The organism is Methylobacterium soli (genome assembly GCF_008806385.1).
GTDB classification, from domain to species: domain Bacteria; phylum Pseudomonadota; class Alphaproteobacteria; order Rhizobiales; family Beijerinckiaceae; genus Methylobacterium; species Methylobacterium soli.
Map to the genome: position 1 here is coordinate 208527 of NZ_VZZK01000005.1, position 26308 is coordinate 234834.

Genomic DNA, 26308 nt, shown 5'->3' on the forward strand with positions numbered 1-26308 from the left:
TTACGCAGCCTCGCTCGCGCGGTACTCGGCATAGCCCGAAGCCTCGAGCTCCAGGGCCAGCTCCTTGCCGCCGGACTTCACGATCCGCCCCTGCGACATGACGTGCACGGTGTCGGGCACGATGTGGTTCAGGAGGCGCTGGTAGTGGGTGATGACGAGGAAGGAGCGCCCTTCGGCGCGCAGCGCGTTCACGCCCTCGGAGACGATGCGCAGGGCATCGATGTCGAGGCCGGAATCGGTCTCGTCGAGGACGCAGAATTGCGGCTGCAGCAGCGCCATCTGGAGGATCTCCATGCGCTTCTTCTCACCGCCGGAGAACCCGACATTGAGGGCGCGCTTGAGCATGTCCCGGTTGATCTCGAGGGTCTCGGCGGCGGCGTTGACCTTCCGGATGAAGTCGGGCGTCGAGAGCTCGCCCTCGCCGCGCGCCTTGCGCTGCGCGTTGAGGCAGGCCTTCAGGAAGGTCATGGTGCCGACGCCCGGGATCTCCAGCGGGTACTGGAAGGCCAGGAACACGCCCGCGGCCGCGCGCTCGTCGGGGCCCATCTCGAGGATGTTCTCGCCGTTGAGCAGGATCTCGCCCTCGAGGACCTCGTAATCCACCTTGCCGGCGATGACGTAGGACAGGGTCGATTTGCCCGAGCCGTTCGGGCCCATGATGGCGGCAACCTCGCCGTCACCCACGGTGAGGTCGAGGCCGTTGAGGATGCGGTTGTCCTCGATCTGCACGACGAGGTTCTTGATCTCAAGCATAGTGCGTTCCGAAAGTCAGAAATAAGAATGATGGCGGGGTGGGCCGCGCCCCGGAGGAGCGCGGCCGCATTCGCGCCGCCCTAGCCGACCGAGCCTTCCAGGCTGATCGAGATCAGCTTCTGGGCCTCGACGGCGAACTCCATCGGCAGTTGCTGCAGCACGTCCCGGACGAAGCCGTTGACGATGAGCGCCGTGGCCTCCTCGTTGGAGAGCCCGCGGCTCTGGCAGTAGAACATCTGGTCCTCGGAGATTTTCGAGGTGGTGGCCTCGTGCTCGAACACCGCGGACGCGTTCTTCGACTCGATGTAGGGCACCGTGTGGGCGCCGCACTGGTCGCCGATCAGGAGCGAGTCGCAATTGGTGAAGTTGCGGGCGTTCGTCGCCTTCTTGTGGGCGGAGACGAGACCCCGGTAGGTGTTCTGCGAGCGCCCGGCCGAGATCCCCTTCGAGATGATCCGGCTGGTGGTGTTCTTGCCGAGATGGATCATCTTGGTGCCGGAATCGACCTGCTGCATGCCGTTCGACACCGCGATCGAGTAGAACTCGCCCCGCGAATTGTCGCCGCGCAGGATGCAGGACGGGTATTTCCAGGTGATCGCCGAGCCGGTCTCGACCTGCGTCCAGGAGATCTTGGCGTTACGCCCGCGGCAATCGCCGCGCTTGGTCACGAAGTTGTAGATGCCGCCCTTGCCCTCGTTGTCGCCCGGGTACCAGTTCTGGACGGTCGAGTACTTGATCTCGGCGTCGTCGAGCGCCACGAGCTCGACCACCGCGGCGTGGAGCTGGTTGTCGTCGCGCTTCGGGGCGGTGCAGCCCTCGAGATACGAGACGTAGGAGCCCTTGTCGGCGATGATCAGCGTGCGCTCGAACTGGCCGGTATCGCGCTCGTTGATGCGGAAATAGGTCGACAGCTCCATCGGGCAGCGAACGCCCGGCGGGATGTAGACGAACGACCCGTCCGAGAACACGGCCGAGTTCAGCGTCGCGAAGAAATTGTCCGTCACCGGCACGACCGAGCCGAGATATTTCCGCACGAGCTCCGGATATTCCCGGATCGCCTCGGAGATCGGCATGAAGATCACGCCGGCCTTCGACAATTCCGCCTTGAAGGTCGTCGCTACCGAGACCGAGTCGAACACGGCGTCGACCGCCACCCGGCGCTCGGGGGCGATGCCCTCCAGCACCTCGACCTCGCGCAGCGGAATGCCGAGCTTCTCGTAGGTCTTCAGGATCTCGGGGTCGATCTCGTCGAGGGACATCGCGGCCGGGCGCTTGGGCGCCGCGTAGTAGTAGATGTCGCTATAATCGACCTTGTCATAGGAGACCCGGGCCCAATCGGGCTCCTTCATGGTCTGCCAGCGCCGATAGGCGTCGAGGCGCCATTCCAGCATCCATTCCGGCTCGTCCTTCTTGGCCGAGATGAAGCGGATCACGTCCTCGGAGATGCCCTTCTCGGACTTCTCCATCTCGATGGTGGTCTCGAATCCGTACTTGTATTGATCGACGTCGATGGCGCGAACGCGATCGACCGTGTCCTGCACTGCAGGCATCAGGCTTCTCCTACCATCACCGGCGTCAAGGGCCGGGGGTTCCTGAAATGGCTCGGGCGTCCGGCGATCATGCCGCTTCCCCTCGCCGCTTATATAGGGACGAACCCACGCGATCGAAGGCGTCGAGGAAGCGGACCCCGTCGCTTTCGAGCGTGTTCCAGCCCAAACTCACGCGCAGCGCCCCCGCGGCCAGCGCAGGGCTCACGCCCATCGCGGCCAGGACCGGGGAGCGCGCGACCTTCCCCGAGGCGCAGGCCGATCCCGAAGACACGGCCACCCCGGCAAGGTCGAGGGCGATCAGCGCGGTCGCGGCATCGAGCCCCGGCAGCGCGAAGCACAGGGTGTTCGGCAGGCGGGGCGCGCCCCGCCCGAACACCACCGCGTCGGGTGCCCGCGCCAGCACGCCCGCCTCCAGCCCATCCCGGAGGCGTTCGAGCCTCGCGGCCTCGGCCGAAAGGCCCGCTCCGGCCATGCGAGCCGCCTCCCCCATGCCGACGAGGCCGGGGAGGTTCTCGGTGCCGCAGCGCAGGCGCCGCTCCTGGCCGCCGCCCCTCAGGAAGGCGGCCTCGAGGGTGATTCCGGGGGCGAGCACCAGGGCGCCGACGCCCTTCGGGGCGGCGAACTTGTGGCCTGAGAGCGTCAGCGCATCGAGTCCGCTCCGGTCGAAATCCACCGCGATCTTGCCGATCGCCTGCACGGCGTCGCTGTGGACGAGGGCGCGGCCATGCGCGCGGGCCAGCGCCACGACCGCGTCGAGGGGCTGCACCACGCCGGTCTCGTTGTTGGCCGCATGGACGGAGATCAGCACGGTCTCGCCGCGCAGCGCGTCGAGCCGGGCGCCCAGCGCGCCGAGATCGATGCGGCCCGTCCCCTCGACGGGAATGGTCTCGACCGCGTCCGGACCGAAGCGGTGCCCGGCCGAGACGCAGGGATGCTCGGTGGCACCGATCAAGAGACGGGTCGGGGCCGGCAGGCCCTGGCGCCGGAGCGCGCCGGACAGGACCGCGTTCGCGGCCTCGGTGCCGCCGCTCGTGAACACGATCCGGGCCGGGCTGCTGCCCACGAGGCCGGCCAGAGCCTCGCGCGCCGCCTCGAGGGCGGCGCGGGCCTGCCGGCCCTCCTGGTGGATCGAGGAGGGGTTTCCGGGAAGCTCCAGCGCGCGCGCGACCGCCGCCGACACCTCCGGCCGGACCGGCGAGGTGGCGTTGTGGTCGAGATAGGCGCGAGCCTGGTTCATGAACAACCCATCGCGAGCGTCCGGCCGATTGCCGACATTTCCTTGCTTTTGCCCCCCCGCATCATGCTAAGGCCCGCGCAGCACATGCAGTCCATGCAGCCGACGACGGGGTGGCGACCGACGGCGTACGGACCAAGCCGTGTTCTTTAGAATAGTTCCAATCGTCTAGAACGATTCTAAGAGCGCTTGTAAGTTCGCCGTTCCGTGAGTCAAGGCTCAGGCCAGCATTCGTCGTCGCGCATGGCCGCCCCCAAACGAGCGCGTCGGCGACGGCAAGAAGGAGTTTTGAACACGATGCCCGAGGTTATTTTCACGGGTCCCGCCGGTCGTCTCGAGGGGCGCTACCAGGCACCCAAGAAGAAGGGCGCCCCGATCGCCATCGTGCTGCACCCGCACCCCCAGTTCGGGGGCACGATGAACAATCAAATCGTGTACAACCTTTTCTACACGTTCGCCAACCGGGGCTTCGCGGCCCTGCGCTTCAACTTCCGCGGCGTCGGGCGCAGTCAGGGCGCGTTCGACCACGGCTCGGGCGAGCTCTCGGACGCGGCCGCCGCCCTCGACTGGGTGCAGTCGGTCAACCCCGAGGCGCGGGCCTGCTGGATCGCGGGCGTGTCCTTCGGCTCGTGGATCGGCATGCAGCTGCTGATGCGGCGTCCCGAAATCGAGGGCTTCATCTCGATCGCCGCCATGGCCAATCGCTACGACTTCACCTTCCTGGCGCCCTGCCCCTCCTCCGGCCTGTTCGTGCACGGCTCCGAGGATCGCGTGGCGCCGGCCCGCGAGGTGATGCCGGTGATCGAGAAGGTGAAGACCCAGAAGGGCGTCATCATCGAGCACCAGATGGTGGAGGGCGCCAATCACTTCTTCGACGGCAAGGTCGACGAGCTGACCCAGACCGTCGACACCTATCTCGACAAGCGCCTCGGCAAGCGGGAAGAGGCCGCCTGAGCGGGCCGCGCGCCGGCCAGCGGACTCGGCGCAATCCACAGGAACGCGGCGGGCGCGGACATCCCTCGATGTCCGCGCCCGCTTTCGCATCCGGGGTCATTCAGGGCGCTTCGTGCACCACCGGCACGGCGGGCGCGCCCTCCCACTCGGAATGGGCCGGGATCGATTCGCCCTTCATCACGATGGTGAGCGGGCGAAGCCGGGCGTAATCGCCGACGCGGGTGTCGTAGAGCACCGTCGAGAAGGCGCCGACCGAGACGCCGCGCCCGACCGCGACCCGGCCGACCTTCATGATCCGGTCCTCGTAGAGGTGAGTCTGGAGGGCCGAGGTCCGGTTGATGGTGGCGTAGTCGCCGATGCTCACGCAGTCGAACTCGGTGATGTCGGTGGTGAGCATGCAGACCCCCTGCCCCACCTTCACGCCGAACAGGCGCAGCGCCCAGGGCAGGAACGGGGTGCCCTGCAGGTGCTCCAGCAGGACCTTGCCGGCCAGGCCCCAATAGGCCACCGCGATCGCCTCGGTGCGCATGGCCCACCAGGACCACATCGGCCGCATGCCGGGCTGGTAGCGGCCCATCAGCAGCCATTTCAGCCCGATCACGGCCGAGGACTGGATCATCGCGATGGCGACGCTCACCACCACGAAGCTGACGGCGAGGCCGAGCCAGTCGCCCGCCAGGATCGCCGGGTAGAAGTACCAGTCGATCGCCGTGATCGCGAGGGTGATGTAGAGCATCGGCGAGAACGAGGTCGCGAAGGCCTCGAAGATTCCGCGCCGGAGCTTCGGGCCGAGGCCCGGCTCGTAGGTCTGGGCGAGCGAGCCGAGATCGACCTTCTGGCGCACCGGCAGCTTGATCGGCGGCGAGCCGAACCAGGTTTCGCCCGGCGCCATCATGGAATTGGCGGGGGGCTTCGACTTGATGCCGATGAGAACGTCGTCGGGAATCACGGCGCCGGGCGGCACCACCGCGTCGTTGCCGACGAAGACCCGGGCGCCGGTGCGGGCCTCGTGCAGGTGCATCCAGCCGCGGCGGATCTCCTCCTCGCCGTAGACCACCTCGTCGGCGATGAAGTTGCGCGCGCCGATCGCCGCGAGGTCGTGGCGGCTGCCGAGATTGGTCGAGATCTCGGCGCCCTGCCCCATCCGGGCGCCCATCAGCCGGTACCAGGCCCGCATGTAGACGGTGGCGAAGAGGGAGGACAGCGTCTCGAGGGTGACCTCGGCCGCGAGCGCCACGGTCCATTTGCGCAGGTAGAAGCCCGAATGGACCGAGTAGGTGCCCGAGCGCCGGCGCGGCAGGATCGCCCAGCGGATCCCGGCGATCAGCATCACGGTCCCGGCCGTCATCAGCATGGCGGTCGGCCAGGTCAGCAGCGGCAGGTACCAGTGGTAGTCGATATCCGTGATGGTGCCGAGGCTGTCGCTGATCTGGTCGAAGATGAAGAAGGCCGGGAAGATCGGCAGCAGGCCGACCGCCGGGATCGCCGCCAGGAGCAGCGTGTAGGCGGCTAGGAAGGCGGCGCGGCGTCGAGGCGAGGCGGTGGCGGGCTCGGGCAGGCCGCTCGGATCGGCCAGGCCCACCTTGCGGCCGGGCGAGCCGTCCCAGCACTCGCGGGCGCCGACCCGGGTGCCGGCCGGGATCGTCGTGAGGTCGGCGATCTCGGCCTGATCGCCGATCTCCGTGTCGTGGCTGATCACGCAGGAGGTGCCGATGGCGACGTCGCGCCCGATCGTGACGCTGCCGATCACGAGCTCGTTGCCGGTCACCTCCGCGTTGGCGATGACGAGGCGCCCGCCGAGCGACGCGCCGTCGCCGATGCTGAGGAGGTCGGGGGCGCCGATGTCGGTGTCCGAGATCAGCGTGTCGCGCCCGATCCGGGCACCGAGGAGACGGAGGTAGATCACGATGGCGGGCGAGCCCTGCAGCCACTTCACGTGGACCAGCGGGGTCAGGCGCTGCGTCAGCCACCAGCGGTAATAGTAGACGCCCCAGAGCGGGTAGCGCCCGGGCCGGGTGCGGCCGAGGATCAGCCACTTGGCGGCCACCGCGATGCAGGCCGTGACGGCGTTGATGCCGATATAGACGAGGAGCAGCACGGCGAGCTCGCCGAAGAAGCCGAGCGAGCCGCCGGTGAGCAGCAGGTAGGTGACGAAGATGCCGAGCCATTGCGCGGTCGCGAGCGCGATCACGAAGGGCAGCGCGACCGCCTGGGCGAGGCCGCAGAGGGCGCGCCGCAGGAGCGGCGGCGCCGCGAAGGCGAGGTCGCGGGACACGGCCTGCGAGCCGGCCCCGCCGGTGCGCTCGATCAGGGCGTCCGACATCGCCCGCAGGGTGCGGCGGGCATAGACGTCCTGCAGGGTGATGGCGGCGAGCGCCGGCGCCTCGCGCACCGCCGAGACGAAGCGGGCCGCCAGCAGCGAGTGGCCGCCGAGATCGGTGAAGAAATCCCCGTCGAGGAGGATCGGCTGCGGCCCGAAGACCTGGTTCGCCGCGGCGAGCAGGGCCGCCTCGGTCTCGTTGGCGGGGGGCTCCTGCTCGCCCTCGACGACCGCGATCGTCAGGGGCGCGGCCCTCAGGGCCTTGCGGTCGACCTTGCCGGAGGTGAGCCGCGGCAGGACCGGCACGAACTCGAAATGGCCCGGCACCATGTAGGGCGGCATCTGGGCCGCGAGCGCCTGGCGCAGAGCGGCCTTGTCGATCTCCGCCCCGCGCTCGGGCACCAGGAAGGCGACGAGGCGGTCGACGCCGTCGTCCTGGCGCAGAACCACGGCCGCCTGGTTGAGGCCGGCCTGCGCCTGGATCCGCGCCTCGATCTCGCCGAGCTCGACCCGGAAGCCGCGGATCTTCACCTGGTCGTCGATGCGCCCCTGGAACAGGATGTTGCCGGCCGCATCCAGCGTCACCGCGTCGCCCGAGCGGTAGAGGACCGGGTCGGCGCCGTCATCCGCGAAGGGGTTGGCGACGAATTTCTCCGCCGTCAGCTCGGGCCGCTGGAGATAGCCCCCGGCAACGCCGGGGCCGCCGATCAGCAACTCGCCCTGCTGGCCGGGCGCGAGCAGGTTGAGGGCCTCGTCCGCGACATAGATCGTGTAGTTCGGGATCGGGCCCCCGATGGTGACGGGCTCGCCCGGCCGCATCTCGGCCGCGGTCGCCACCACGGTGGCCTCCGTCGGCCCGTAGGTGTTGAAGAGCTGGCGCGAGGGGGTCGCCCAGCGGGCGACGAGGGGCTCCGGCAGGGCCTCGCCACCCAGCAGCACGAGGCGGACGGTCGGCAGGTCCTGGCTGATCATGGCAAGCAGCGTCGGCACGGTGTCGATGACGGTGCAGCCGGCCTCCGTCAGGATGCCGGGCAGCGCTTCGACGTCGCCCATCATGGCGGGCGAGGCCACGAACAGGCTCGCGCCGACGAGATACGGGACCCAGATCTCCTCCATCGAGAGATCGAAGGCGACCGAGGCGCCCTGGAACACGACGTCGTCGCCCCGCATGCCGTAGAGGGCGTTCCCGGAGCGCAGGAAGTGGCAGATATTGGCGTGGCTGATGACGATGCCCTTGGGCACGCCGGTCGAGCCCGAGGTGTAGATCAGGTAGGCCGGGTGCCGCGGCGTCAGGCCGGCGGCCCGCAGGTCGGGGATCGGCGCGTCGGCGGGGGTGCCGGCGGCAAGCTCGTCCGGGGTCAGGGCGGGCGCGGCATCCGGCGCGCCGGGCCGCAGCGCCGAGGAAACCAGGAGCGCCTTGGCGGCCGCATCCGCGAGGCAGACCGCCACCCGGTCCGCCGGCGCCTCGGCGTCGAAGGGCAGCCAGGCCGCCCCCGACAGGGTGATGCCGATCTGCGTGACCAGGAGGTCCGGCCCGCGCGCCATCCAGAGGCCGACCACGTCGCCGGGGCCGATGCCGCGATGCGCCAGCCCCCGGGCGATCCGCCCCGCTTGCGCGACCACCTCCGCGTAGGTCAGGTGCGGATGGCGCCCGTCGGGACCTTTCCGCGCCCCGTCGATCAGGGCCGGGTGGTCGGGCCGTGCAGCGGCGGTGGCGAGGAAGATCTCCGGCAGAACCTCGTCGCGGATCAGCTCGGGCTGGACCGCTCCGCGCAGGAAGGCCTTGCCCGACAGGCTCGCATCCACCGCGCGCGCCGCGACCACGCGCTCCTGCGCGTGCGTCTCCGCGACGGGCCGGGTCATCTCGGCGAGACTGCTCATCCGCTGCTCCGCTGCCGGCCCCGTCACCGTGGGAACCGCCTTGTCTGCCGGTCCATGGTCCCGGATCGTGCCGTTATCGAGGCGGGCCGCCTCTCCGGGCAAGCCAGCCGCGCCGCTCGCCCACGGGCAAGGCGGCGGATACCGCAGGACGATCACGCGATTCCGCTCCCCGGTCCGGCAGCGGATCCTAGGCATATAGGGCGTCTGCTTGAACCTGAGTTGAATACGCTCAGGCCCAGCGCCAGCCCGCCGCATCGAGCACGAGGATGCTGCCCTGCCGCACGCCGATGCGCGGGGCCGCCCAGGGATCGAGATGGCCGAGCGCCACCAGCATGGCGCGGGCGATGCCGCCATGGGCCACCACCACCGTGGTGCCGCGCAGGCCCGCGACGACGGGCGCGACGCGCTCGGTCAGCATCGCGTAGCTCTCGCCCCCGGCGCCGGGCGGCTGGTAGCCCCAGCGGTCGCGGTCGCGCGCCGCCGCGCCGGCCGGGTCCCGCCGGCGGATCTCGGCCCAGGTGGACCCCTCCCAGGCGCCGAAGCCGATCTCCTTGAGGCGCGGATCGGTGCGGTACTCCTCCGGCGGCAGGTTCAGGCAGGCGCGCAAAGCCTCCATGGTCCGCCGGGTCCGGATCAGGGGGCTCGCCACGAAGTCGGTCTCCGCGAGGGCGTCGCCCGTCAGGGCGCGCAGCCGGTCGGCCGCCTCCTCCGCCTGCCGCAGCCCGGTGGCGTTGAGGTTGGTGTCGCGCTGTCCCTGGAGACGGCCCTCCGCGTTCCAGTCGGTCTGGCCGTGGCGGACGAAATAGATCGTCGGCATGCGGGGGCTCAGCCCCCCGCCCGGCATGGGCCAGGGCATCCGCCCTTGCCGGAACGGCTCAGCCTGCCGATTGTTGTCGCACTCACGCGACCCTCCTCAGTGCCCCTGCCGGGGCGCGTCGATTGCGAGCAACAGAATTTCGTCATGTCGAAGAAGCACGGCAAGCATGGTCGGGGCCAGCGCGGGGAGAGGTCAGGCGTAACAAAGTCGCAGGATCCTCGCGAGCCGAATCCGCGCGCACCCGGCCCCGCCGCGGGGCCGCCCGGCCAGGGCTCGTCCAAGGCCTCGTCCCGGCAGGCGGCGCGGCAGGCGGCACGGGAGGCGGCGCCGTCCTCCGCCCTCTGGGCCGCCGCCGCCGCCGAGATCGCCGGCCTCAGCCCCGCCCTTCTGGCCGGCCACATCCCGGCCCTGCCGCCGGCCGCCGCCGGCATCGTGACGATCGAGCCGGGCCGCCCCTGCCTCCTGTCGCGCATCGACCCGGATGCCGATGGCGGCCTCGACAAGGACGAGGCCAAGGCGGCGCTGAGCGTGGAGCGGGCCCGGATCCAGGGCCTGCAGGAGCGCCTCTATGGCGAGGGCAAGCGCAGCCTCCTGGTGGTGTTCCAGGCGATCGACACCGGCGGCAAGGACGGGACGATCCGGTCGGTGCTCGAGGGCGTGAACCCGCAGGGCTGCCGGGTCTGGTCCTTCAAGGTGCCGAGCACGGAGGAACTCGATCACGACTTCCTCTGGCGCTACCACAAGCGCACGCCGGGGCGGGGCATGATCGGGGTGTTCAACCGCAGCCATTACGAGGACGTGCTCGTGGTGCGGGTGAAGGATCTGGTGCCGGAGGAGGTCTGGCGCGCCCGCTACGGGCTGATCAACGATTTCGAGCGCCTGCTCACGGCCTCGGGCACCACCGTGCTGAAGTTCTTCCTGCACATCTCGAAGGACGAGCAGAAGGAGCGGCTCGAATCCCGCATCGCCGACCCCGAGAAGCACTGGAAGTTCGATCCGGCCGATCTCGTCGAGCGCCGCTCCTGGGACGCCTATCAGGCGGCCTTCGACGACGCGCTGACCCGCTGCTCGACGCCCTACGCCCCGTGGCACGTGGTGCCGGCAAACCGGAAGTGGTTCCGCAACCTCATCGTCGCCCGCACCATCGCCGACACCCTGGAGGCGATGAACCCGCAATTCCCCGCGGCCGCCGAGGGGATCGCGGGCCTGACGGTCCCGGATTGACCGCGCGCACCGTCGGGCGCGCCCGGTCTCAATCCCGGTCGAGGGAGAGGTCCGGCGCCTCGGGGTTCTTCATGCCGACGACGTGGTAGCCCGCGTCGACGTGCAGGATCTCGCCGGTCATGCCGCGGGACATGTCGGAGACGAGATAGGCCGCCGTCTCGCCGACCTCGTCGATGGTCACGGTCCGGCGCAGCGGCGCGTTGTACTCGTTCCATTTCAGGATGTAGCGGAAATCGCCGATGCCGGAGGCCGCGAGCGTCTTGATCGGGCCGGCCGAGATCGCGTTGACCCGGATGTTCTGCGGCCCGAGATCGGCCGCGAGGTAGCGCACCGAGGCTTCGAGGGCGGCCTTGGCCACCCCCATGACGTTGTAGTGGGGCATCCACTTCTCGGCGCCGTAATAGGTCAGCGTCAGGAGCGAGCCGCCGTTGCGCATCAGCTTCTCGGCGCGCTGCGCCACGGCCGTGAACGAGTAGCAGGAGATCAGGAGCGACTTGGTGAAGTTGCCCTCGCTCGTCTCGATGTAGCGGCCGGTCAGCTCGTCCTTGTCCGAGAAGGCGATGCAGTGGACGACGAAGTCGATCCCCTCCGGGAAGACGCGCCCGGCTTCCGCGAAGACGGCGTCGATCGAGGCCGGGTCGGTGACGTCGCAATGCCCGACGACCTGCGCGTCGAGCTCACGCGCCAGCGGCTCGACCCGCTTCTTCAGGGCATCGCCCTGGTAGGTGAAGGCGAGCTTGGCGCCGTGCGCATGCGCGCTCTTGGCAATGCCCCAGGCGATTGAGCGGTTGTTGGCGACACCGAGGATCAACCCGCGCTTGCCCGCCAGCAGCCCGCGCCCGGTGGAGCCGGAGCCGTCGCGATCGTGAGCCGGGTCGATATCCGCCATGATTCACCTGAAACGAAGCGCCGCGGCGTGCCGGGAGGGCGGCCCGCCGCGGATGCGGACGGGCCATGCGCGCCGCGGGCATCCTTAGCGGAGGTGCGCGGAGGACGGAAGTGCGGGCGAGGAAGTCGCGGCGGCAACGCCGCGGCGCCGCGATCCCGCCGGTCACTCCGCCCGGGCGCGCCGCGCCTGCGCGTATTCGGTGAGCGCCGCGTCCTCGCCGGCCGGCAGGGTGATGGCGGTGGTCGCCAACAGGTCGCCGCGGCTGCCGTCCTTCTTGGGCAGGCCCTTGCCGCGCAACCGGAAGGTGCGCCCGGAACTCGTCATCGGGGGCATCCGCATCTCGACCGCGCCGGTCAGGGTCGGGACCCGGATCGCCCCGCCCAGAACCGCATCCTCCAGCGGCACCTCGACGGTCGCGCGCAGATCCGCCCCCTCGACCTTGAAGCGGGGATGGGGGAGGACGTGGATGGTCAGGAGCGCGTCGCCGGGCTCGCCGCGCGCGCCGCCGGGCTGGCCGAGGCCGCGCAGCCGGATGGTCTGGCCGTCGACGACGCCCTTGGGGATCATCACGTCGACCTCGCGCCCGCCCGGCAGGCCGAGGCGCAGCTTCTCCTCGCTCGCGACCTGCTCCAGCGTCACCTTCAGCTCCGCCGCGACGTCATCGCCGCGGGCGGGGCCGCGCTGGAAGCCGCCGCCCATGCCCCCCGGCCCGGCGCCCGCAGGGCCCGCGCCGCCGGCGCGAAAGGCCTCGCCGAACAGGTGCGAGAAGATGTCCTCCCCGATGCCGCCGCCGCCGCGGGGGCGGCCCATGCCCTCGAAATCGAAGGAATTGGCTCGGCCACCGCCGCCTCCGCCGAAGCCCGAGAACCCCTCGAAGCCGGTGGCGCGGGGCTTGCCGTCGCCGTCGATCTCGCCGCGGTCGAACTGCGCGCGCTTGGCCGAGTCGCCCAGGATCTCGTAGGCGGTGTTGGCCTCGGCGAAGCGGTCCTTCGCCTTGGCGTCGTCCTTGTTGCGGTCGGGATGGTAGGTCTTGGCAAGCTTGCGGAAGGCCTTCTTGATGTCGGCCTCGCTCGCGCCCTTCGGGACACCCAGAACGTCGTAAGGATTGCGCATCGGACTTTCGGATTTCGGTGCCGCGCATGGCGGATCATGACACGTGTCCGGGTATGTGGACGACGTGTTGCTTCTTTGCAACGCAGTCACTGGCAAAAGTCGGCGCAACATCCCGCCGCGTCAAGCCGCAGGTGGGGATCTGGACCGCCCAGACGAATGCGGCGGAAGATCACTCCTCGGGGCGCATCGCTAAGAGGGCGTACCTCAGCTGTCCTTGGCCGAGCGGACCCGCTTCAGCTCCCAGCTGCCGCCCGAGAGCTTGCAGCCCGTGCCGCGCACGAAGCGGCTGTTCTCCGGCGTGATCACCGAGGCCAGGAAGTCGCGGCAGATCTCGTCATTGGCGACGTAGGGCAGGCCCGTCGGGTTGACCGAGCCGCGCAGGCTCGATTCCGGATTGTCCCATTTCACCGGGCGCCCGTTGCCCTGCGGGTCGAGCGCCACCGTCAGGGCGGCGTGGGCCCGGCGCCAATCCTCCTCGCCGAGATCGGCCCCGAAGCTCATCGGCCGCTTCGCGATGCTGCCCGTCACGGTCGGTTCCGGGCTCAGCTCGGCGGCCGGGGCGGGCTTGGCGGCCTCGCTCTGGAAGATCAGCAGCGGCTGGCTGCAGCCGCAGAGCGGCGCCAGGAGGCAGAGGGCGATGAGCGGCCCGGCCGGCGCCCGGGCGGGTTGGCGGCGGAAAAGCCGCTGTGTCGCTGCGGCGGGGCCTTTACAGTCGCGACGACGCATTACACCTGAACTCACGACGGGACGACGCGCTCGATCATTCTCCACGTCGGTGCCCCCGACCCGGATGTCACAGGCGAGGAATAGACCTTGGACCGGTTAAGGATCGATGATTCCACCGCGCAGGCCGCGCCCGACTTCACCCTGAGCGAGGATCCGTACGCTCTGTTCTCGGCCTGGATGGCGCAGGCCGAGGCGGCCGAGCCCGAGGACCCAAACGCGATGGCGCTCGCCACGAGCGGGGCCGACGGGCTCCCGGACGTGCGCATCGTGCTCCTGAAGGGCGTCGACCGGCGCGGCTTCGTCTTCTACACGAACATGGAATCCGCCAAGGGCCAGGAACTGGCGCAGAACCCGCAAGCCGCACTGGTGCTGCACTGGAAGAGCCTGCGCCGGCAGGTCCGCGCCCGCGGCCGGGTGACGCGGGTCACGCCGGAGGAGGCGGATGCGTATTTCGCGAGCCGCCACCGGGAGAGCCGGATCGGCGCCCATGCCAGCCGGCAATCGCGCCCCCTCGCCGACCGGGCGACCCTGATGGCGGAGGTGGCGGACCTCGCCGCCCGCTACGAGAACGCCCCCGTGCCGCGGCCCGAGCACTGGACCGGGTTCCGCATCGAGCCGGTCAGCATCGAGTTCTGGCAGAACGGCGATTTCCGCCTGCACGACCGGGTGCGCTTCACCCGCGCGGGCGACGCCGCCCCCGACGCCCCCTGGAGCCGGTCGCGCCTCTACCCGTGAGCCGGGGCGGATCCGCCCGAAAAGATATTTTTCTGCTCAAATAACTTCGGTCGGCTACGTGATCTCTCTGATTGATGAGATTGATCTCATCTGGCTGTGGACTTCCGCGGGATGCTGATCATGGCCGATTAAACCGAGGCTGCCATGGTTATCGGCGCGTCAAAATTTTGTCGGCAAGACGCTTCGCCGGTTCCCCACCATGCTCATCCACGCATCGATCGGCCGGGCCCGCCCCGGCCGGGTCACCGCTCCGGGCCGCCCCGTCCCCACCGCGCCGGTCTCGGCCGAGGTCGGCTCCGCAGGCCTCGGGCGCAGGCTCCCGGCGGCGGCGATCCTGACCGCCGCGCTTCTGTCCGCTGCCCTTCCCCTGCTCTGGTCCGGGCTGGCCCGCGCCCAGTACGCGGCCGGCACCGGCGCGAGCGCCACCGGCGCCGGTGCCACGGCGGTCGGCGAGAACAGCACGGCCAACGGCCTTGCGGCCACGGCCGTCGGAAAAGGCGCGCAGGCCATCGGGCCCTACAGCTTTGCCCAAGGGTTCAACGCCGCGGCCGGATCCGCCTACGCGATCTCGGGCTCGGCCGGCGGCATCGCGATCGGCACGGGCGCCACCGCCGGTTCGCTCATCGGCGGATCCAATATCGCGATCGGGAGCCAGGCCATCGCCACGAGTCCCGACGGGACGGGCGACAACATCGCGTTCGGCTCCGACGCGAAGGCGACCGGCCGCGATTCCACGGCGATCGGCGCCCAGACGACGGCGAGCGGGACGAACAGCATCGCCATCGGCAACAACTCCACCACCAGCGCGAGCAGCGACTCGATCGTGGTCGGGGTGGGCTCGCGCGCCCCGAGCAATGCCGCGGGCTCCGTCGTCCTCGGCAACAGCGCCCAGTCCGGCGCGGCGGGCGGCGTCGCCCTCGGCTTCGAATCGGTGGCCCTGCGCGGCGCCCTCAACGGCCCGGAGGCCTTCTCCGGCGCGGCGGTGGCCGGCACCCTCGGGGCCGTCTCGGTCGGCAACGCCACCAATCTCCGCCAGGTCACCAACCTCGCGGGGGGCACGCAGGACACGGACGCGGTCAATCTCCGCCAGCTCCGCGGCGCCGGCAACGCCCTCGCGGGCGCCCTCGGGGGCGGTGCCGCCTTCTCGGCGGATGGCAGCCTCACGGCGCCGAAATATTCCGTGCAGGGCCAGGTCCTCAACACGGTCGGGGGCGCGATCAGCACCCTCGATTCCGCGATCACGACGCTCAACACCGCCGGGAGCCGCTACGTCGCCGTTCGGACCACGGGACCGGCCGCGCAGGCGCTCGGAGCCGACAGCGTGGCGATCGGGGCCGGCGCCACCGCCCTCGCCCTCCGGGGCGTCGCCCTCGGCACCGGATCGGTGGCCGATCGCGCCGGGCTCAACGGCGCCGCGGAGGCATTTTCCGGGACGAGCGTGGCCTCGAATGCGGGGGCGATCGCGGTGGGCGCGGTCGGGGCCGAGCGCCAGATCACGAACGTGGCGGGCGGGACCGCCGAGACCGATGCGGTGAACCTGCGCCAGTTGCGCGCCGTCGGCGGCAATCTCGCGAGCGCCCTCGGCGGCAATGCGGGTTTCGGGGCGGATGGCCGCTTCACGGGCCCGAGCTACGCCGTCAACGGGCGCGCCTACGGCAGTGTCGGCGGCGCTCTCGCGGCCCTCGACACGACGGGCGTGAAGTACGATGTCGACGCGTCCACGGGCGGGCGCGCCAACAGCGTCACCCTGGCGGGGGGCGATCCGAACCAGCCGGTGCTCCTGCGCAACGTCGCGGCCGGGGTGGCGGCGACCGATGCGGCCAATCTCGGGCAGGTGGCCGCGCAGGTGGCAAAGGCCCGCGGCGAGAGCTTCGCCTACACGGACCAGCAGGTCGCCGCCGGCTACGACCAATCCGCCCGCTACACCGACCGGCGCGTCGCCGTTCTCGACCAGCGCGTGAACGCGGTGGACCAGCGCGTGGACGGGGTGGACCAGCGCGTCACCGGCCTCGGGAACGCGGTGTCCGGGCTGGCGCGCGAGGTCGGCAACGCCAAGATCGAGGCCCGGCGCGCCGCGGCTTTGGGGCTCGCCGCCGCATCGCTGCGCTTCGACGACCGGCCGGGCAAGCTCAGCGTCGCGGCGGGCGGCGGGGTCTGGCGCGGGGAGAGCGCGGGCGCCTTCGGGCTCGGCTACACGCTCCCCGACGGGTCGGGGCGCCTCAACGCCACGGGCGCCACCACGGGCCGCGATTTCGGCTTCGGGGCCGGCGCGAGCTTCACCCTGAATTGAGAGCCGGCGCGATGCGGTCCGCAGACCCGGCGCGGCCCCGGCGGCGCGGCGCCAAGGCCGCGATCCTCGCGGCCCTCGGCCTCCCGCTTCTCGCCGGAGCCGTCGAGGCCGCGTCCCTTCCCGAGCAGGAGGAATGGCTTGGGCTCAGGGGCAGGGCCGAGCCGGACCTGGATCGCCCCGAGGCGACCCCGGCGGCGGAGCCGAATTACCGGATCAAGCCGTCCGAGATCGCCCTCCCCGAGGGCGCGGCGCGCGGCAGCGTGCGTCGCCTGATCCAGCCATTCGGGCCCTGGACCCTGATCTGCGACGAGAATCTCCGCCGCCGGGAGAAGATCTGCAACGTCTCGCAATCGATCCTCGACCGGGCGGGGCGCGCCGTCTTCAACTGGTCCCTGGCCGCGACGCGAATGGGCGCCCCCGCCTTCATCCTGCGCGCGCCGCGCGCCGGCCCGGGCCGGCCGGATCTGGCCGTGCGCATCGCCGCCTCCGACCCGCAGCCCGTCGAACTCGCGCGCTGCGACGCGCACCAATGCCTCGGCTTCCTCGCTGTCACGCCGGCCCTGCGCGGCGCCATCAGGGCGGGTGCGGCGATCGAGATCACCTACCGGTCCGGCGCGGATGCGGACCCGGTCCGGTTCGCCACGACCCTCGACGGCCTCGCGAGCGCCCTCGCTGCCATCCGCTGACCGGCCTGAGGCCTCGCCACCCGTCATGCGACGGCTCCGAAGCCTGAACCGATCGCCTCTAGCCGATCAGCGGCGGCAGGGGCGGCGGCGCGTTGTCCGGGAGCGCGGTGCGGGCCATGTTCATCGTCATGGCGAGCAGCGTGTAATAGCCGTTGATGCCGGCCAGATCGATCGCGCCCTGCTCGCCGAAGCGGGCGACCACAGCCGCGTAGGTCGCGTCGCTCACCGCCTTGTTCTGGCGCAGCTCGCTCGAGAAGGCGTAGGCGAGGGTCTCGTCCTCCGGCATCGCGTCGGGACGTCGGCCCGCCCGCACCGCCTCGACGATCGCCGGATCGAGCCCGGCCTTGAGGGCGATCGGCGCGTGGATGTGCCATTCGAGCTGCTGGGTCCATTCCCGCGCGACCAGCAGGATCACGAACTCGCTGATGCGCAGGGGCAGCACGCTGTCGTAGCGCAGGTAGAGCCCCATATTGCTCGCCGTGATCATGAAATCCGGGCTGCGCAGGAGCGGCACGAAGGGACCGAAGACCGGCGTCCTGCGGCTGCGCTCGAATTCCGCGGCCGCCCGATTCTGGGCCTCGTTCAGCCGCTCGGCCGGGATCGCCGGCATACGGTCCTGCGACGGATCGGGTTGCGTCATGAGCCTCGGTCCCGGCGGGGTGGTGGAGGAAGGCGAGCGGTCGGGGCCTCCATCCGGCCGCTTGCCGTCCGCGTCAAGGGCGCGGCCGCGCCGTAGCGTTGCTGCGGCGCGGCACGGCGTCTGGATTTCCGGTGGCGCGCCCCTTACACCGGAGAGGCTGCATTTCCCGCGGGCGGAACCCTCGCCGGGCGGGTCGGCGGATCGAGAGGCAGGGCCTTGGCCATATCCAACGAACGTCGGCGCGTCATGCTGCTCACGGGGGCGAGCCGCGGCATCGGCCATGCCACCGTCAAGCGGTTCTCCGCCGCGGGCTGGCGCGTCATCACCTGCTCGCGCCACCCCTTCCCGGAGAACTGCCCCTGGGAGATGGGCCCGGAGGATCACCTCCAGGTCGATCTCGCCGATGCCGAGGACACGATCCGGGGCGTCACGGAGGTGGCCGAGCGCCTCGCGGCCGAGGGGGGCCTGCTCCACGCCCTCGTGAACAATGCCGGCATCTCGCCGAAGGGCCCGGAGGGCGAGCGCCTCGGCGCGATCTCGACCCCGTGGGCGGATTGGCAGCGGGTGTTCCAGGTGAATGTCTTCGCCCCGATCCTGCTCGCCCGCGGGCTCTGCGACGAGCTCACCCGCGCCAAGGGCTCGGTCGTCAACGTCACCTCGATTGCGGGCTCGCGGGTCCACCCCTTCGCGGGGGCCGCCTACGGCACCTCGAAGGCGGCGCTCGCCGGCCTCACCCGCGAGATGGCGGCCGATTTCGGTCCGCTCGGCGTGCGCGTCAACGCGATCTCGCCGGGCGAGATCGACACCTCGATCCTCTCGCCCGGCACCGAGAAGCTCGTCGAGCAGATCCCGCAGCGGCGCCTCGGCACCCCCGACGAGGTCGCCAAGGCGATCTACTTCCTGTGCACCGAGGCCTCGTCCTACGTGACCGGGGCGGAACTGCACATCAATGGCGGGCAGCATGTCTGAGCGCGGGCGGCTGGCCTGGCTGCTCGCCGGGCTGCTCGCCTCCATTCCCGCGGCAGCGGCCGAGCCCGTCCCCGCGGCGAACGCCGTCACGGCTCAGGCCGTCACGGCGCAGGCCGTCACGATCCTCGACCTGCCCTTTCGGGTGACGTCCCTGCGCGGGCCCGGCAGCGAGGTCGCGATCGCGGTCGCGACGTCGGGCCTGCTGCCGATCGCCCGCCCCGGCGCCGCCGGCCGGACCGCCGACCCGTCGGCGCCGGCGGCCGAGGAGGGTGAGGTGCCCCTCGTGGTGGTCTGGGGCGAGGAGGGCGGCGCCGCGCTGAGCCTCGTCGAGGGCGGCCTCCGCACCACCCTGCTCGGCGCCGAGGCGGTCGAGGGGCTGGCGGCGGCCGAGACCCCGCGCGGGGCGCTGCCGAACACCCGGCGCGCGCTGGCCGGACCGCTCAGCGCCTACCTCACCGGACCGACCCGGGCGATGGGCGGCGACGGTGCCAGCCACGCCGCCGGCCTCACCATCCGCGAGCGCCAGCCCGTGGCGATGAGCGCCGAGCCGAAGCCGGTGCCGGTCGACACCGCGACAATCTCGGCCGGGACGGATGCCGTGTTCGCCCCGCGCCGCCCCCGGGTGGCGCAGCTCGACGGGCGCCCCACCTTCGTGGCCGTGACGGCGACGGGCCAGGACGCCTCGGAACTCGTGATCGTCGGCCGCGAGGCGTCCGCCCCCGGCGCGAAGGCCGGCTGGGGCATCCTCGCCCGCACCCCGCCGCAACCGGGGGGCGCCCTGAAGGTCGCGGCGGTCGCGGATTTCACTGGCGCCGGGAGTCCCCAGGTCGTGGCCGTCCGGGCGCCCGAGGGCGCGAACGTGCTGCAGCTCTGGAGCTATGCCAAGGGCGCCCTGACGCTGGCAGCCGAGGCGCCGGGCTATACCGACGGGCTCGGCAATGCCGATCTCGCGGCGACGCTCGACGCCGACCGCGACGGGGTGAGCGAGCTCGCCCTGCCGACCGGAGACCGCGCCGCCCTCGCCCTCGTCTCCCTGAAGGACGGCATCCGCGAGCGGGCCCGCATCCCCCTGCCCGCGCCCGCTGCGACCGGGGTCGCGGTGATCGGCACCGGGCCGAGCCTGCGCGTCCTCGTCGGCCTCGCCGACGGGCGCGTCGCCCAGATCCAGCTCGGCGCCCGGCCGTGAGCGCGGAGGCCGCCCGCCTGTTCCCGGCGCGCCCCTTCGTGGGCGCCTCGATCGCGGTGATCCGCGAGGGCCGCGTGCTGCTCGCCGCCCGCGCCAACGAGCCCATGCGCGGCGTCTGGACCCTGCCGGGCGGCCTCGTGGAGGCCGGCGAGCCCCTGGCGAGCGCGGCCTTCCGCGAATTGCAGGAGGAGGTCGGCGCCGTCGAGGCCGACGTGATCGGCGTGCTGAGCCCGACCGAGATCATCGTGCGCGACGAGGCCGGCCGCGTGCGCCATCATTACGTGGTCCATCCCCACGCCGCCCTCTGGCGCGGCGGCGAGCCCCTGCCCGGGCCCGAGGCTCTGGCGGTGCGCTGGGCCGAGCCCGGGGAGATCGCCGCGCTCGCCACTACGCCGGGCCTCGACGGGACCCTCGCGGAGGCCTTCGCGGCGGCGGCGCGGCATCGTGCGGAGACGCTGGCGTGAGGCCTCGTCATCGGGTGTTCCAAGGTCTCTGCCTCGTCGTGGTCGCGGCCGTGCTGGCCGCGCCGGCTCCGGGGCTCGCGCAGTCGCGCGGCACGGCCAGGCCCGCCGCCAAGGCGCCCGAGAAGGAGCCGCCGGCGCCGCCCGAGCCGCCCCCCGCGCCCTATGACCGCGAGCTGATGCGCCTGTCCGAGATCATCGGCGCGCTCGCCTTCCTGCGCAGCCTCTGCGCCGCGCCGGATGCCGCCGCGTGGCCGGCCCGGATGAAGGCCCTGATCGAGGCCGAGGGCGTCACCCCCAACCGGCGCGACCGCCTGGCCGGGGCCTATAATCGCGGCTTTCGCGGCTACGCCCTCACGTACCGGGTCTGCACCCCCGCGGCCCACGAGGCGGCCGGGCGTTTCGTCGCGGAGGGCGAGCGCCTCTCCCACGGGCTCGCCGGGCGTTTCGGGGGCTGATGCAGCGGCGCCACAGGCGTCGCCGCATGGAAAATTCGGGTTAAATCGACCTCCCGCGTTAACCTCTTCGCAATTCCCGGCTGGTCGGGCGAACCGGGGCCGCCTATCATCATGGCCTCTCGTCGAGGCTCTTTCTCGACGCAACTGATGCCGTGATCCCATGCAGAATCTCTCCGCACCCGCGCCCTTCGAGGCGGATGTCGACGAAAAGCGCGCTGCGCTGAGCTACGTCTCGGAGGCGTTCGCCGAGGGTTGCCTCGACGGGCTCGATGGGGATTGCATGGCGCAGGCCGCCCTGTTCGCGGCCTTCCAGGAACTCGTGACGACCTATGGCGAGGAGGCGACCGCCCGCTACGCCGAGGGCTTCCCCGAGCGCATCCGCGGCGGCGCCTTCACCACGACCCTCCACCACTAGGTCGCGCTTCGCCGACGGGGAGGCCAGGTCAGCGTCAGAGCGATCGGCGTCAGAGCACGTCGCATCGAAGGCCGAGCGCCGCTCCCGATGGCCCTGTGATCGGGAGCGTCTCCGGGCGGCACGCGCGAGCCTGCTGAGCGTCGCGCGGCGTCCCACGAGCGCGGTCAGGCGTTGAGCGTCTCCTCGAAACGCACCGCCTCGCCGGTTCCGGGCCGGGTCAGCGCGCCCTGCCACATCACGCAGGCGCCCCGCACCAGCGTGCCGACGGGCCAGCCCGTCACGCTCACGCCGTCATAGGGCGTCCAACCGCATTTCGAGGCGATCCAGCCGTTGCGGATCGTCTCGCGGCGCTTGAGATCCACCACCGTCACGTCCGCGTCGTAGCCCAGCGCGAGGCGACCCTTGCGGGCGATGCCGAACAGGCGCTTGGGCCCCGCGCTCGTCAGGTCGACGAAGCGCGCGAGGGAGAGCCGGCCCGCCGCCACGTGATCGAGCATCATCGGCACGAGCGTCTGCACGCCGGTCATGCCCGAGGGCGAATCCGGATAGGGCTTGGCCTTCTCCTCCAGGGTGTGCGGCGCGTGGTCGGAGCCGAGGATGTCGGCGACGCCCTGGCTCAAGCCCCACCAGATCCCGTCGCGATGAGCGGCGTCGCGCACCGGCGGGTTCATCTGCACCAGGGTGCCGAGGCGCGCATACGCCTCCGTGCCGTCGAGGGTGAGGTGATGCGGCGTCACCTCGACGCTCGCCACGTCCTTGTGCTCGGCGAGGAAGCGCATCTCCTCGGCGGTGGAGATGTGCAGGATGTGGATGCGCGCGCCCGTCTCCTCGGCGAGCGCCACGAGGCGCCGCGTCGCCTTCAGGGCGGCCTCCGGCGAGCGCCAGACCGGGTGCGAGGACGGGTCGCCCGGCACCCGCAGGTCTTTGCGCGCGCGCAGCATCGGCTCGTCCTCGGCGTGGAAGGCGGCGCGGCGGCGGATCCGGCTCAGGATCTCGCGCACGCCCGCATCGTCCTCGACGAGGAGCGAGCCCGTCGAGGAGCCGACGAAGACCTTGATGCCGGCAGCCCCCGGCAGGCGCTCCAGGCTCGCGACCTCGTGCGCGTTCTCGTGCGTGCCCCCGACCCAGAAGGCGAAGTCGCAATGCATGCGGTGATGGGCGCGGGCGATCTTGTCGGCCAGAGCCGCCGCGCTCGTGGTCTGCGGGTTGGTGTTGGGCATCTCGAACACCGTCGTGACGCCGCCCATCACGGCCGCGCGCGAGCCCGATTCCAGATCCTCCTTGTGGTCGAGGCCGGGTTCGCGAAAATGCACCTGCGTGTCGATGACGCCGGGGAGAAGGTGCAGGCCCCGGCAATCCCGGCGCTCCGCGGCCTCTGCCCGCGACAGGTCGCCGATGGCGGCGACGCGCCCGTTCCGGATGCCGAGATCGGCCTCGTGCGCGCCGTCCTGGTTCACCACCGTGCCGCCGGTGAGGAGGAGGTCGAGGGGCTGGTCCATCGGGGGCGCTCCGTGAGGTCGGATCGGGGATCGGATCGGCGGCCTGGATTGAGGCCTGGGCAGCGGCGGCTTATGTCAGCGCCCGGGGCCACGCAATGCCCGGCCCCCTCGCTCACCGGAGTCGCCATGCCGATCGCCCTGTTGCCGGACCGCGCCATCGTCACCGTCACGGGCGAGGAGGCGGAAGGCTTCCTCCAGGGCATCCTGACCTGCAACGTCGAGTCCCTGCCCGCGGGCGAGGCCCGGCTCGGCGCGCTGCTGACGCCGCAGGGCAAGATCCAGTTCGACTTCCTGATCTCGCGGATCCCCGAGGGCCTGCGCCTCGACACCGATGCCGGGCGCGCGGCCGATCTCGCCAAGCGGCTCGGCCTCTATCGCCTGCGCGCCAAGGTGACGATCGCGGCCGATCCCACCGTCGCGGTGGCGGCGGCCTGGGGCGGCGCCGGAACCGCCGCCGACATCGACCGGATCCAGGATGACCGCCTGCCCGATCTCGGCGCCCGGCTCTACGCGACGCAGGGGGCCTTCTCGGCGGATGCCACGGAGGCGGATTACCACGCCCACCGGATCGCGCTCGCCGTCCCCGAGGGCGGGCGCGACTTTCCCTTCGGCGATGCCTTCCCGCACGAGGCCCTGATGGACCAGCTCGGCGGCGTCGATTTCCGCAAGGGCTGCTATGTCGGCCAGGAGGTGGTCTCGCGCATGCAGCATCGCGGCACCGCCCGCACCCGCTGCGTGCCGGTCGTCTACCCCGCGGGCGAGGCCGCGCCCGCGGGCAGCGAGGTCAGCGCCGGCCAGAAGAGCCTCGGCCTCACGGGAAGCCACGCGGCCGGCCGCGGCCTCGCGATGCTGCGCCTCGACCGCCTCGCCGACGCCCTCGCGGCGGGGGAGATTCTTCGCGCGGATGGCAGGGCCCTGGGCGTCGAGAAGCCGGCCTTCGCGACCTTCGCCTGGCCCTCGGCCGCGGATGCCAGCGCGGTCTGACCACCCGGCCGATCGCCCTTCCCCGGCATCCCTCCCCCGGCATCCCTCCCCCGGCATCCCTCCCCCGGCCCCGTCCTCGCCACGGATTGGCCTTTTCCAACGCTCCCGCTAAAGCGGTGCGATGTCCGCGGAAACCGGCCTCATCACGCATCCGGATGGCTGCGCCCGCTGCTGGTGGGCGGGGCTCGATCCGATCTACGTCGCCTATCACGACACCGAGTGGGGGGTGCCCGAATATGATGGGCGCGCGCTCTACGAGAAGCTGATCCTCGACGGGTTCCAGGCCGGCTTGTCCTGGATCACGATCCTGAAGCGCCGCGACGGCTTTCGCCGCGCCTTCGCGGGATTCGATCCGGAGGCCGTCGCCCGGTTCACCGAGGCGGATGTGGCGCGGCTGATGCAGGATGCCGGCATCATCCGGAACCGCGCCAAGATCGTCGGCACCATCGCGGGGGCCCGCGCCTTCCTGAAAATCGAGGAGCGGGGCCCCGGCTTCTCCCGCTTCCTCTGGGATTTCGTGGACGGCGCGCCGCTCCAGGGCGGCGCCCGCAGCCGCGCCGAGATCGCGGCCGAGAGCGATCTGTCGAGACGCGTCTCCAAGGCCCTGAAGGCGGAGGGTTTCTCCTTCGTCGGCCCGACCATCGTGCAGGCCTTCATGCAGGCGGTCGGCCTCGTCAACGACCACCTCGTCGGCTGCCATCGCCACGGCCCCTGCGCCGAGATCGGGCGAGCCGGAGCGGAGCGTCGGCCCGCATGACCATGCGCCCGCCGCGGGCGTGGCAACGGATGCTCTCGGGCCGGCGCCTCGACCTCCTCGACCCCTCGCCCCTCGACATCGAGATCGCCGACATCGCGCACGGGCTCGCCCGGGTCGCCCGCTGGAACGGGCAGACGGCGGGGCCGCACGTCTTCTCGGTGGCCCAGCATTCCCTCCTGGTCGAGGCGATCGGCCGCCATCTCCTGCCCGTGCACGGGCCGGCCGAGGGGCTGGAACTGCTCCTCCACGATGGCCCCGAATACGTGATCGGGGACATCATCTCGCCCTTCAAGGCGGCGATCGGCGATTCCTACAAGGCGGTGGAGCGGCGCCTGCTGTCGGCGATGCGGGTCCGCTTCGGCATGCCGACGCCGAGCCCGGGCTTTGCCCGCCTCGTCAAGCGCGCCGACCGGATCGCCGCCCGGCTCGAGGCGACGCGGCTCGCCGGCTTCTCGGCCGCGGAGGCGACGCGCGTCTTCGGCCGGCCCGAGCCGCTGCCGCCGGAGACCGAGGCCCTGGCCGAGCCCTGGCCCACCGCCGAGGCGCAGGGCCGCTACCTCGACCGCTTCCACGCCCTGATGACGCCCTGAACCCTCGATCCCCGATCCTGACGGACCCCTGATCAATCATGCCGCGCGTTCACGTCTGCTCCCTCTCGCGCCTGCACGAGACCGTCGCCGCCACGGGCGCCGATCACGTGCTGACCCTGGTCACGACGGGCTCCCGGGTGGAGCGGCCGGCGGGAATCGACCCCGAATGCCACGGCATCGTCGGCGTCAGCGACATCGTCGCCGCGCAGGACGGCCACGTCCTGCCCGGGGAGGCGCATCTGCGCCAGATCCTCGATTTCGTGGCCGCCTGGCCCCGGGACAAACCCTTGGTGATCCATTGCTACGCCGGCATCAGCCGCTCGACGGCGGCGGCCTACATCGCGGGCTGCGCCCTCAATCCCGGGCGCGACGAGGCGGATCTCGCCCGGGCGCTGCGCCAGGCCTCGCCCTCGGCCACGCCGAACCGCCTGCTCGTCGAGATAGCGGACCGGCTCCTCGGACGCGAGGGCCGCATGGTCGCGGCGATCGCCGGGATCGGGCGCGGCGCCGATGCCTTCGAGGGCGAGCCCTTCCGTTTCGCCTTCGACTGAGGTCGCGCGGGAGCGGTTCGGCGGCCCGTCGGTATCGGCCCGGACACAAAAATCCGGGGTGTGACCGAAACACCGCCCCCCGCCACGAATCAGCCGGGAGGCCCCCGCCACAGGGTTGTGCCGGGCCTCGGCCCGGACTTAGAACCGCAGTAAAGGGACCTGAGGGATGACCGACGCTCGACCTGCCGCCGCCGTTCCGGCGTCACCGGCCGACCCGACCGGAGCCGCCGATCTGCCATTCGAGAAGGCGCTCGAGCAGCTCGAGGAGATCGTGCGTCGCCTCGAGCGGGGCGACGTGCCTCTCGATGAATCCGTCGCGATCTACGAGCGCGGCGAGACGCTGAAGCAGCATTGCGAGACGCTTCTGAAGCGGGCCGAGGCGCGCATCCAGCGCATCACCCTGGGTCCCGACGGCAGCCCCGAGGGGGTCGCGCCCCTCGACGTCGCGTAAGCTCCCCTGATGGACGCGGCCGCCGCGCACCTTCGGCCCGCCCCCGGCAGACCTGAAGGCGCGCGCGTCCCTTCCCGCAAATGAGGTTGGTTCTGTGGCTGGCTCGATGACCTCCCCCCTGGACGGATTGGACCATCCCTCTGATCTTCGGCGTCTGCCTGAGAGCGCGCTCTCG

Annotated in this window: 25 protein-coding genes; 15 read left to right on the forward strand and 10 right to left on the reverse strand. The window is 71.5% G+C overall.

What is annotated here, in order from left to right:
- The 3 genes from sufC to F6X53_RS07055 form a co-directional block, all read right to left on the reverse strand.
- Entirely contained in the window at positions 1 to 753 is a 753-nt protein-coding gene (gene sufC / locus F6X53_RS07045; RefSeq protein WP_150998771.1) for a Fe-S cluster assembly ATPase SufC, read from the reverse strand.
- Between the two features lie 80 nt (positions 754 to 833).
- Positions 834 to 2303: a Fe-S cluster assembly protein SufB gene (gene sufB / locus F6X53_RS07050; protein ID WP_150998774.1), complete on the reverse strand. Its 1470-nt coding sequence runs from the start codon at positions 2301 to 2303 to the stop codon at positions 834 to 836.
- Between the two features lie 67 nt (positions 2304 to 2370).
- Positions 2371 to 3540 carry a cysteine desulfurase family protein gene (locus F6X53_RS07055; RefSeq protein WP_150998777.1) on the reverse strand — a complete coding sequence of 390 codons (1170 nt, stop codon included), beginning with the start codon at positions 3538 to 3540 and terminating at the stop codon, positions 2371 to 2373.
- 294 nt (positions 3541 to 3834) lie between these two features.
- Here F6X53_RS07055 and F6X53_RS07060 point away from each other — a divergent pair, with 294 nt between their 5' ends.
- Positions 3835 to 4491 carry an alpha/beta hydrolase gene (locus F6X53_RS07060; RefSeq protein ID WP_150966623.1) on the forward strand — a complete coding sequence of 219 codons (657 nt, stop codon included), beginning with the start codon at positions 3835 to 3837 and terminating at the stop codon, positions 4489 to 4491.
- Between the two features lie 100 nt (positions 4492 to 4591).
- Here the strand turns inward: F6X53_RS07060 and F6X53_RS07065 are convergent, their stop codons facing one another.
- Together F6X53_RS07065 and F6X53_RS07070 are read right to left on the reverse strand one after the other, a co-directional pair.
- Positions 4592 to 8692: a Pls/PosA family non-ribosomal peptide synthetase gene (locus F6X53_RS07065; RefSeq protein ID WP_150998781.1), complete on the reverse strand. Its 4101-nt coding sequence runs from the start codon at positions 8690 to 8692 to the stop codon at positions 4592 to 4594.
- Between the two features lie 229 nt (positions 8693 to 8921).
- Positions 8922 to 9509, reverse strand: a complete 588-nt coding sequence (locus F6X53_RS07070) for a histidine phosphatase family protein (protein ID WP_150998783.1) — start codon at positions 9507 to 9509, stop codon at positions 8922 to 8924.
- A 144-nt stretch (positions 9510 to 9653) separates the two neighbouring features.
- Here F6X53_RS07070 and F6X53_RS07075 point away from each other — a divergent pair, with 144 nt between their 5' ends.
- A complete protein-coding gene (locus F6X53_RS07075; RefSeq protein WP_191970727.1) occupies positions 9654 to 10733 on the forward strand; it encodes a polyphosphate kinase 2 family protein in 1080 nt (359 codons plus the stop codon).
- A 28-nt stretch (positions 10734 to 10761) separates the two neighbouring features.
- Here F6X53_RS07075 and fabI read toward each other — a convergent pair whose 3' ends face one another.
- From fabI to F6X53_RS07090, 3 genes are all read right to left on the reverse strand, one after another.
- Positions 10762 to 11622, reverse strand: coding sequence for an enoyl-ACP reductase FabI (fabI, locus tag F6X53_RS07080; RefSeq protein WP_150998786.1), 861 nt, complete (start codon positions 11620 to 11622; stop codon positions 10762 to 10764).
- A gap of 162 nt (positions 11623 to 11784) precedes the next feature.
- Entirely contained in the window at positions 11785 to 12735 is a 951-nt protein-coding gene (locus F6X53_RS07085) for a DnaJ C-terminal domain-containing protein (protein WP_150998788.1), read from the reverse strand.
- Positions 12736 to 12939: 204 nt separating this feature from the next.
- Positions 12940 to 13461 (reverse strand): RT0821/Lpp0805 family surface protein, encoded by a 522-nt coding sequence (locus F6X53_RS07090; RefSeq protein WP_150998791.1) that lies wholly within the window; start codon positions 13459 to 13461, stop codon positions 12940 to 12942.
- 87 nt (positions 13462 to 13548) lie between these two features.
- On the opposite strand from F6X53_RS07090, the gene pdxH reads away from it, so the two are divergent.
- The 3 genes from pdxH to F6X53_RS07105 all read left to right on the forward strand — a co-directional run bounded on the left by pdxH (position 13549) and on the right by F6X53_RS07105 (position 17172).
- Positions 13549 to 14196: a pyridoxamine 5'-phosphate oxidase gene (gene pdxH / locus F6X53_RS07095; RefSeq protein WP_150998794.1), complete on the forward strand. Its 648-nt coding sequence runs from the start codon at positions 13549 to 13551 to the stop codon at positions 14194 to 14196.
- A 199-nt stretch (positions 14197 to 14395) separates the two neighbouring features.
- A complete protein-coding gene (locus F6X53_RS07100) occupies positions 14396 to 16486 on the forward strand; it encodes a YadA-like family protein (protein WP_150998796.1) in 2091 nt (696 codons plus the stop codon).
- Between the two features lie 11 nt (positions 16487 to 16497).
- A complete protein-coding gene (locus F6X53_RS07105; protein ID WP_150998799.1) occupies positions 16498 to 17172 on the forward strand; it encodes an invasion associated locus B family protein in 675 nt (224 codons plus the stop codon).
- 58 nt (positions 17173 to 17230) lie between these two features.
- Here the strand turns inward: F6X53_RS07105 and F6X53_RS07110 are convergent, their stop codons facing one another.
- Positions 17231 to 17812: a carboxymuconolactone decarboxylase family protein gene (locus F6X53_RS07110; RefSeq protein WP_150998801.1), complete on the reverse strand. Its 582-nt coding sequence runs from the start codon at positions 17810 to 17812 to the stop codon at positions 17231 to 17233.
- A 246-nt stretch (positions 17813 to 18058) separates the two neighbouring features.
- On the opposite strand from F6X53_RS07110, the gene F6X53_RS07115 reads away from it, so the two are divergent.
- The 5 genes from F6X53_RS07115 to F6X53_RS07135 all read left to right on the forward strand — a co-directional run bounded on the left by F6X53_RS07115 (position 18059) and on the right by F6X53_RS07135 (position 21301).
- A complete protein-coding gene (locus tag F6X53_RS07115; protein WP_150998874.1) occupies positions 18059 to 18781 on the forward strand; it encodes an SDR family NAD(P)-dependent oxidoreductase in 723 nt (240 codons plus the stop codon).
- Positions 18774 to 19967 carry a hypothetical protein gene (locus F6X53_RS07120; RefSeq protein ID WP_150998804.1) on the forward strand — a complete coding sequence of 398 codons (1194 nt, stop codon included), beginning with the start codon at positions 18774 to 18776 and terminating at the stop codon, positions 19965 to 19967. Before F6X53_RS07115 ends, F6X53_RS07120 begins: the two co-directional genes overlap by 8 nt.
- Positions 19964 to 20431: an NUDIX hydrolase gene (locus F6X53_RS07125; protein WP_150998806.1), complete on the forward strand. Its 468-nt coding sequence runs from the start codon at positions 19964 to 19966 to the stop codon at positions 20429 to 20431. The genes F6X53_RS07120 and F6X53_RS07125 overlap by 4 nt, the downstream gene beginning before the upstream one ends.
- Before the next feature lie 14 nt (positions 20432 to 20445).
- Entirely contained in the window at positions 20446 to 20886 is a 441-nt protein-coding gene (locus F6X53_RS07130; protein ID WP_150998877.1) for a TIGR02301 family protein, read from the forward strand.
- Between the two features lie 160 nt (positions 20887 to 21046).
- Entirely contained in the window at positions 21047 to 21301 is a 255-nt protein-coding gene (locus tag F6X53_RS07135; RefSeq protein ID WP_150966610.1) for a hypothetical protein, read from the forward strand.
- Positions 21302 to 21465: 164 nt separating this feature from the next.
- On the opposite strand, the gene F6X53_RS07140 is transcribed toward F6X53_RS07135, so the two are convergent.
- Complete coding sequence (locus tag F6X53_RS07140; protein ID WP_150998809.1) at positions 21466 to 22800, reverse strand: dihydroorotase; 1335 nt, start codon at positions 22798 to 22800, stop codon at positions 21466 to 21468.
- Positions 22801 to 22926: 126 nt separating this feature from the next.
- On the opposite strand from F6X53_RS07140, the gene ygfZ reads away from it, so the two are divergent.
- The 5 genes from ygfZ to F6X53_RS07165 all read left to right on the forward strand — a co-directional run bounded on the left by ygfZ (position 22927) and on the right by F6X53_RS07165 (position 26133).
- Positions 22927 to 23784, forward strand: a complete 858-nt coding sequence (ygfZ, locus tag F6X53_RS07145) for a CAF17-like 4Fe-4S cluster assembly/insertion protein YgfZ (RefSeq protein WP_150998812.1) — start codon at positions 22927 to 22929, stop codon at positions 23782 to 23784.
- 121 nt (positions 23785 to 23905) lie between these two features.
- Positions 23906 to 24541, forward strand: coding sequence for a DNA-3-methyladenine glycosylase I (locus F6X53_RS07150; protein ID WP_150998813.1), 636 nt, complete (start codon positions 23906 to 23908; stop codon positions 24539 to 24541).
- Positions 24538 to 25131 (forward strand): HD domain-containing protein, encoded by a 594-nt coding sequence (locus F6X53_RS07155; protein WP_150998816.1) that lies wholly within the window; start codon positions 24538 to 24540, stop codon positions 25129 to 25131. Before F6X53_RS07150 ends, F6X53_RS07155 begins: the two co-directional genes overlap by 4 nt.
- 38 nt (positions 25132 to 25169) lie before the next feature.
- Positions 25170 to 25682: a tyrosine phosphatase family protein gene (locus F6X53_RS07160; protein WP_150998819.1), complete on the forward strand. Its 513-nt coding sequence runs from the start codon at positions 25170 to 25172 to the stop codon at positions 25680 to 25682.
- 166 nt (positions 25683 to 25848) lie between these two features.
- Complete coding sequence (locus F6X53_RS07165) at positions 25849 to 26133, forward strand: exodeoxyribonuclease VII small subunit (protein WP_150998821.1); 285 nt, start codon at positions 25849 to 25851, stop codon at positions 26131 to 26133.
- The last annotated feature ends 175 nt before the right edge of the window (positions 26134 to 26308 follow it).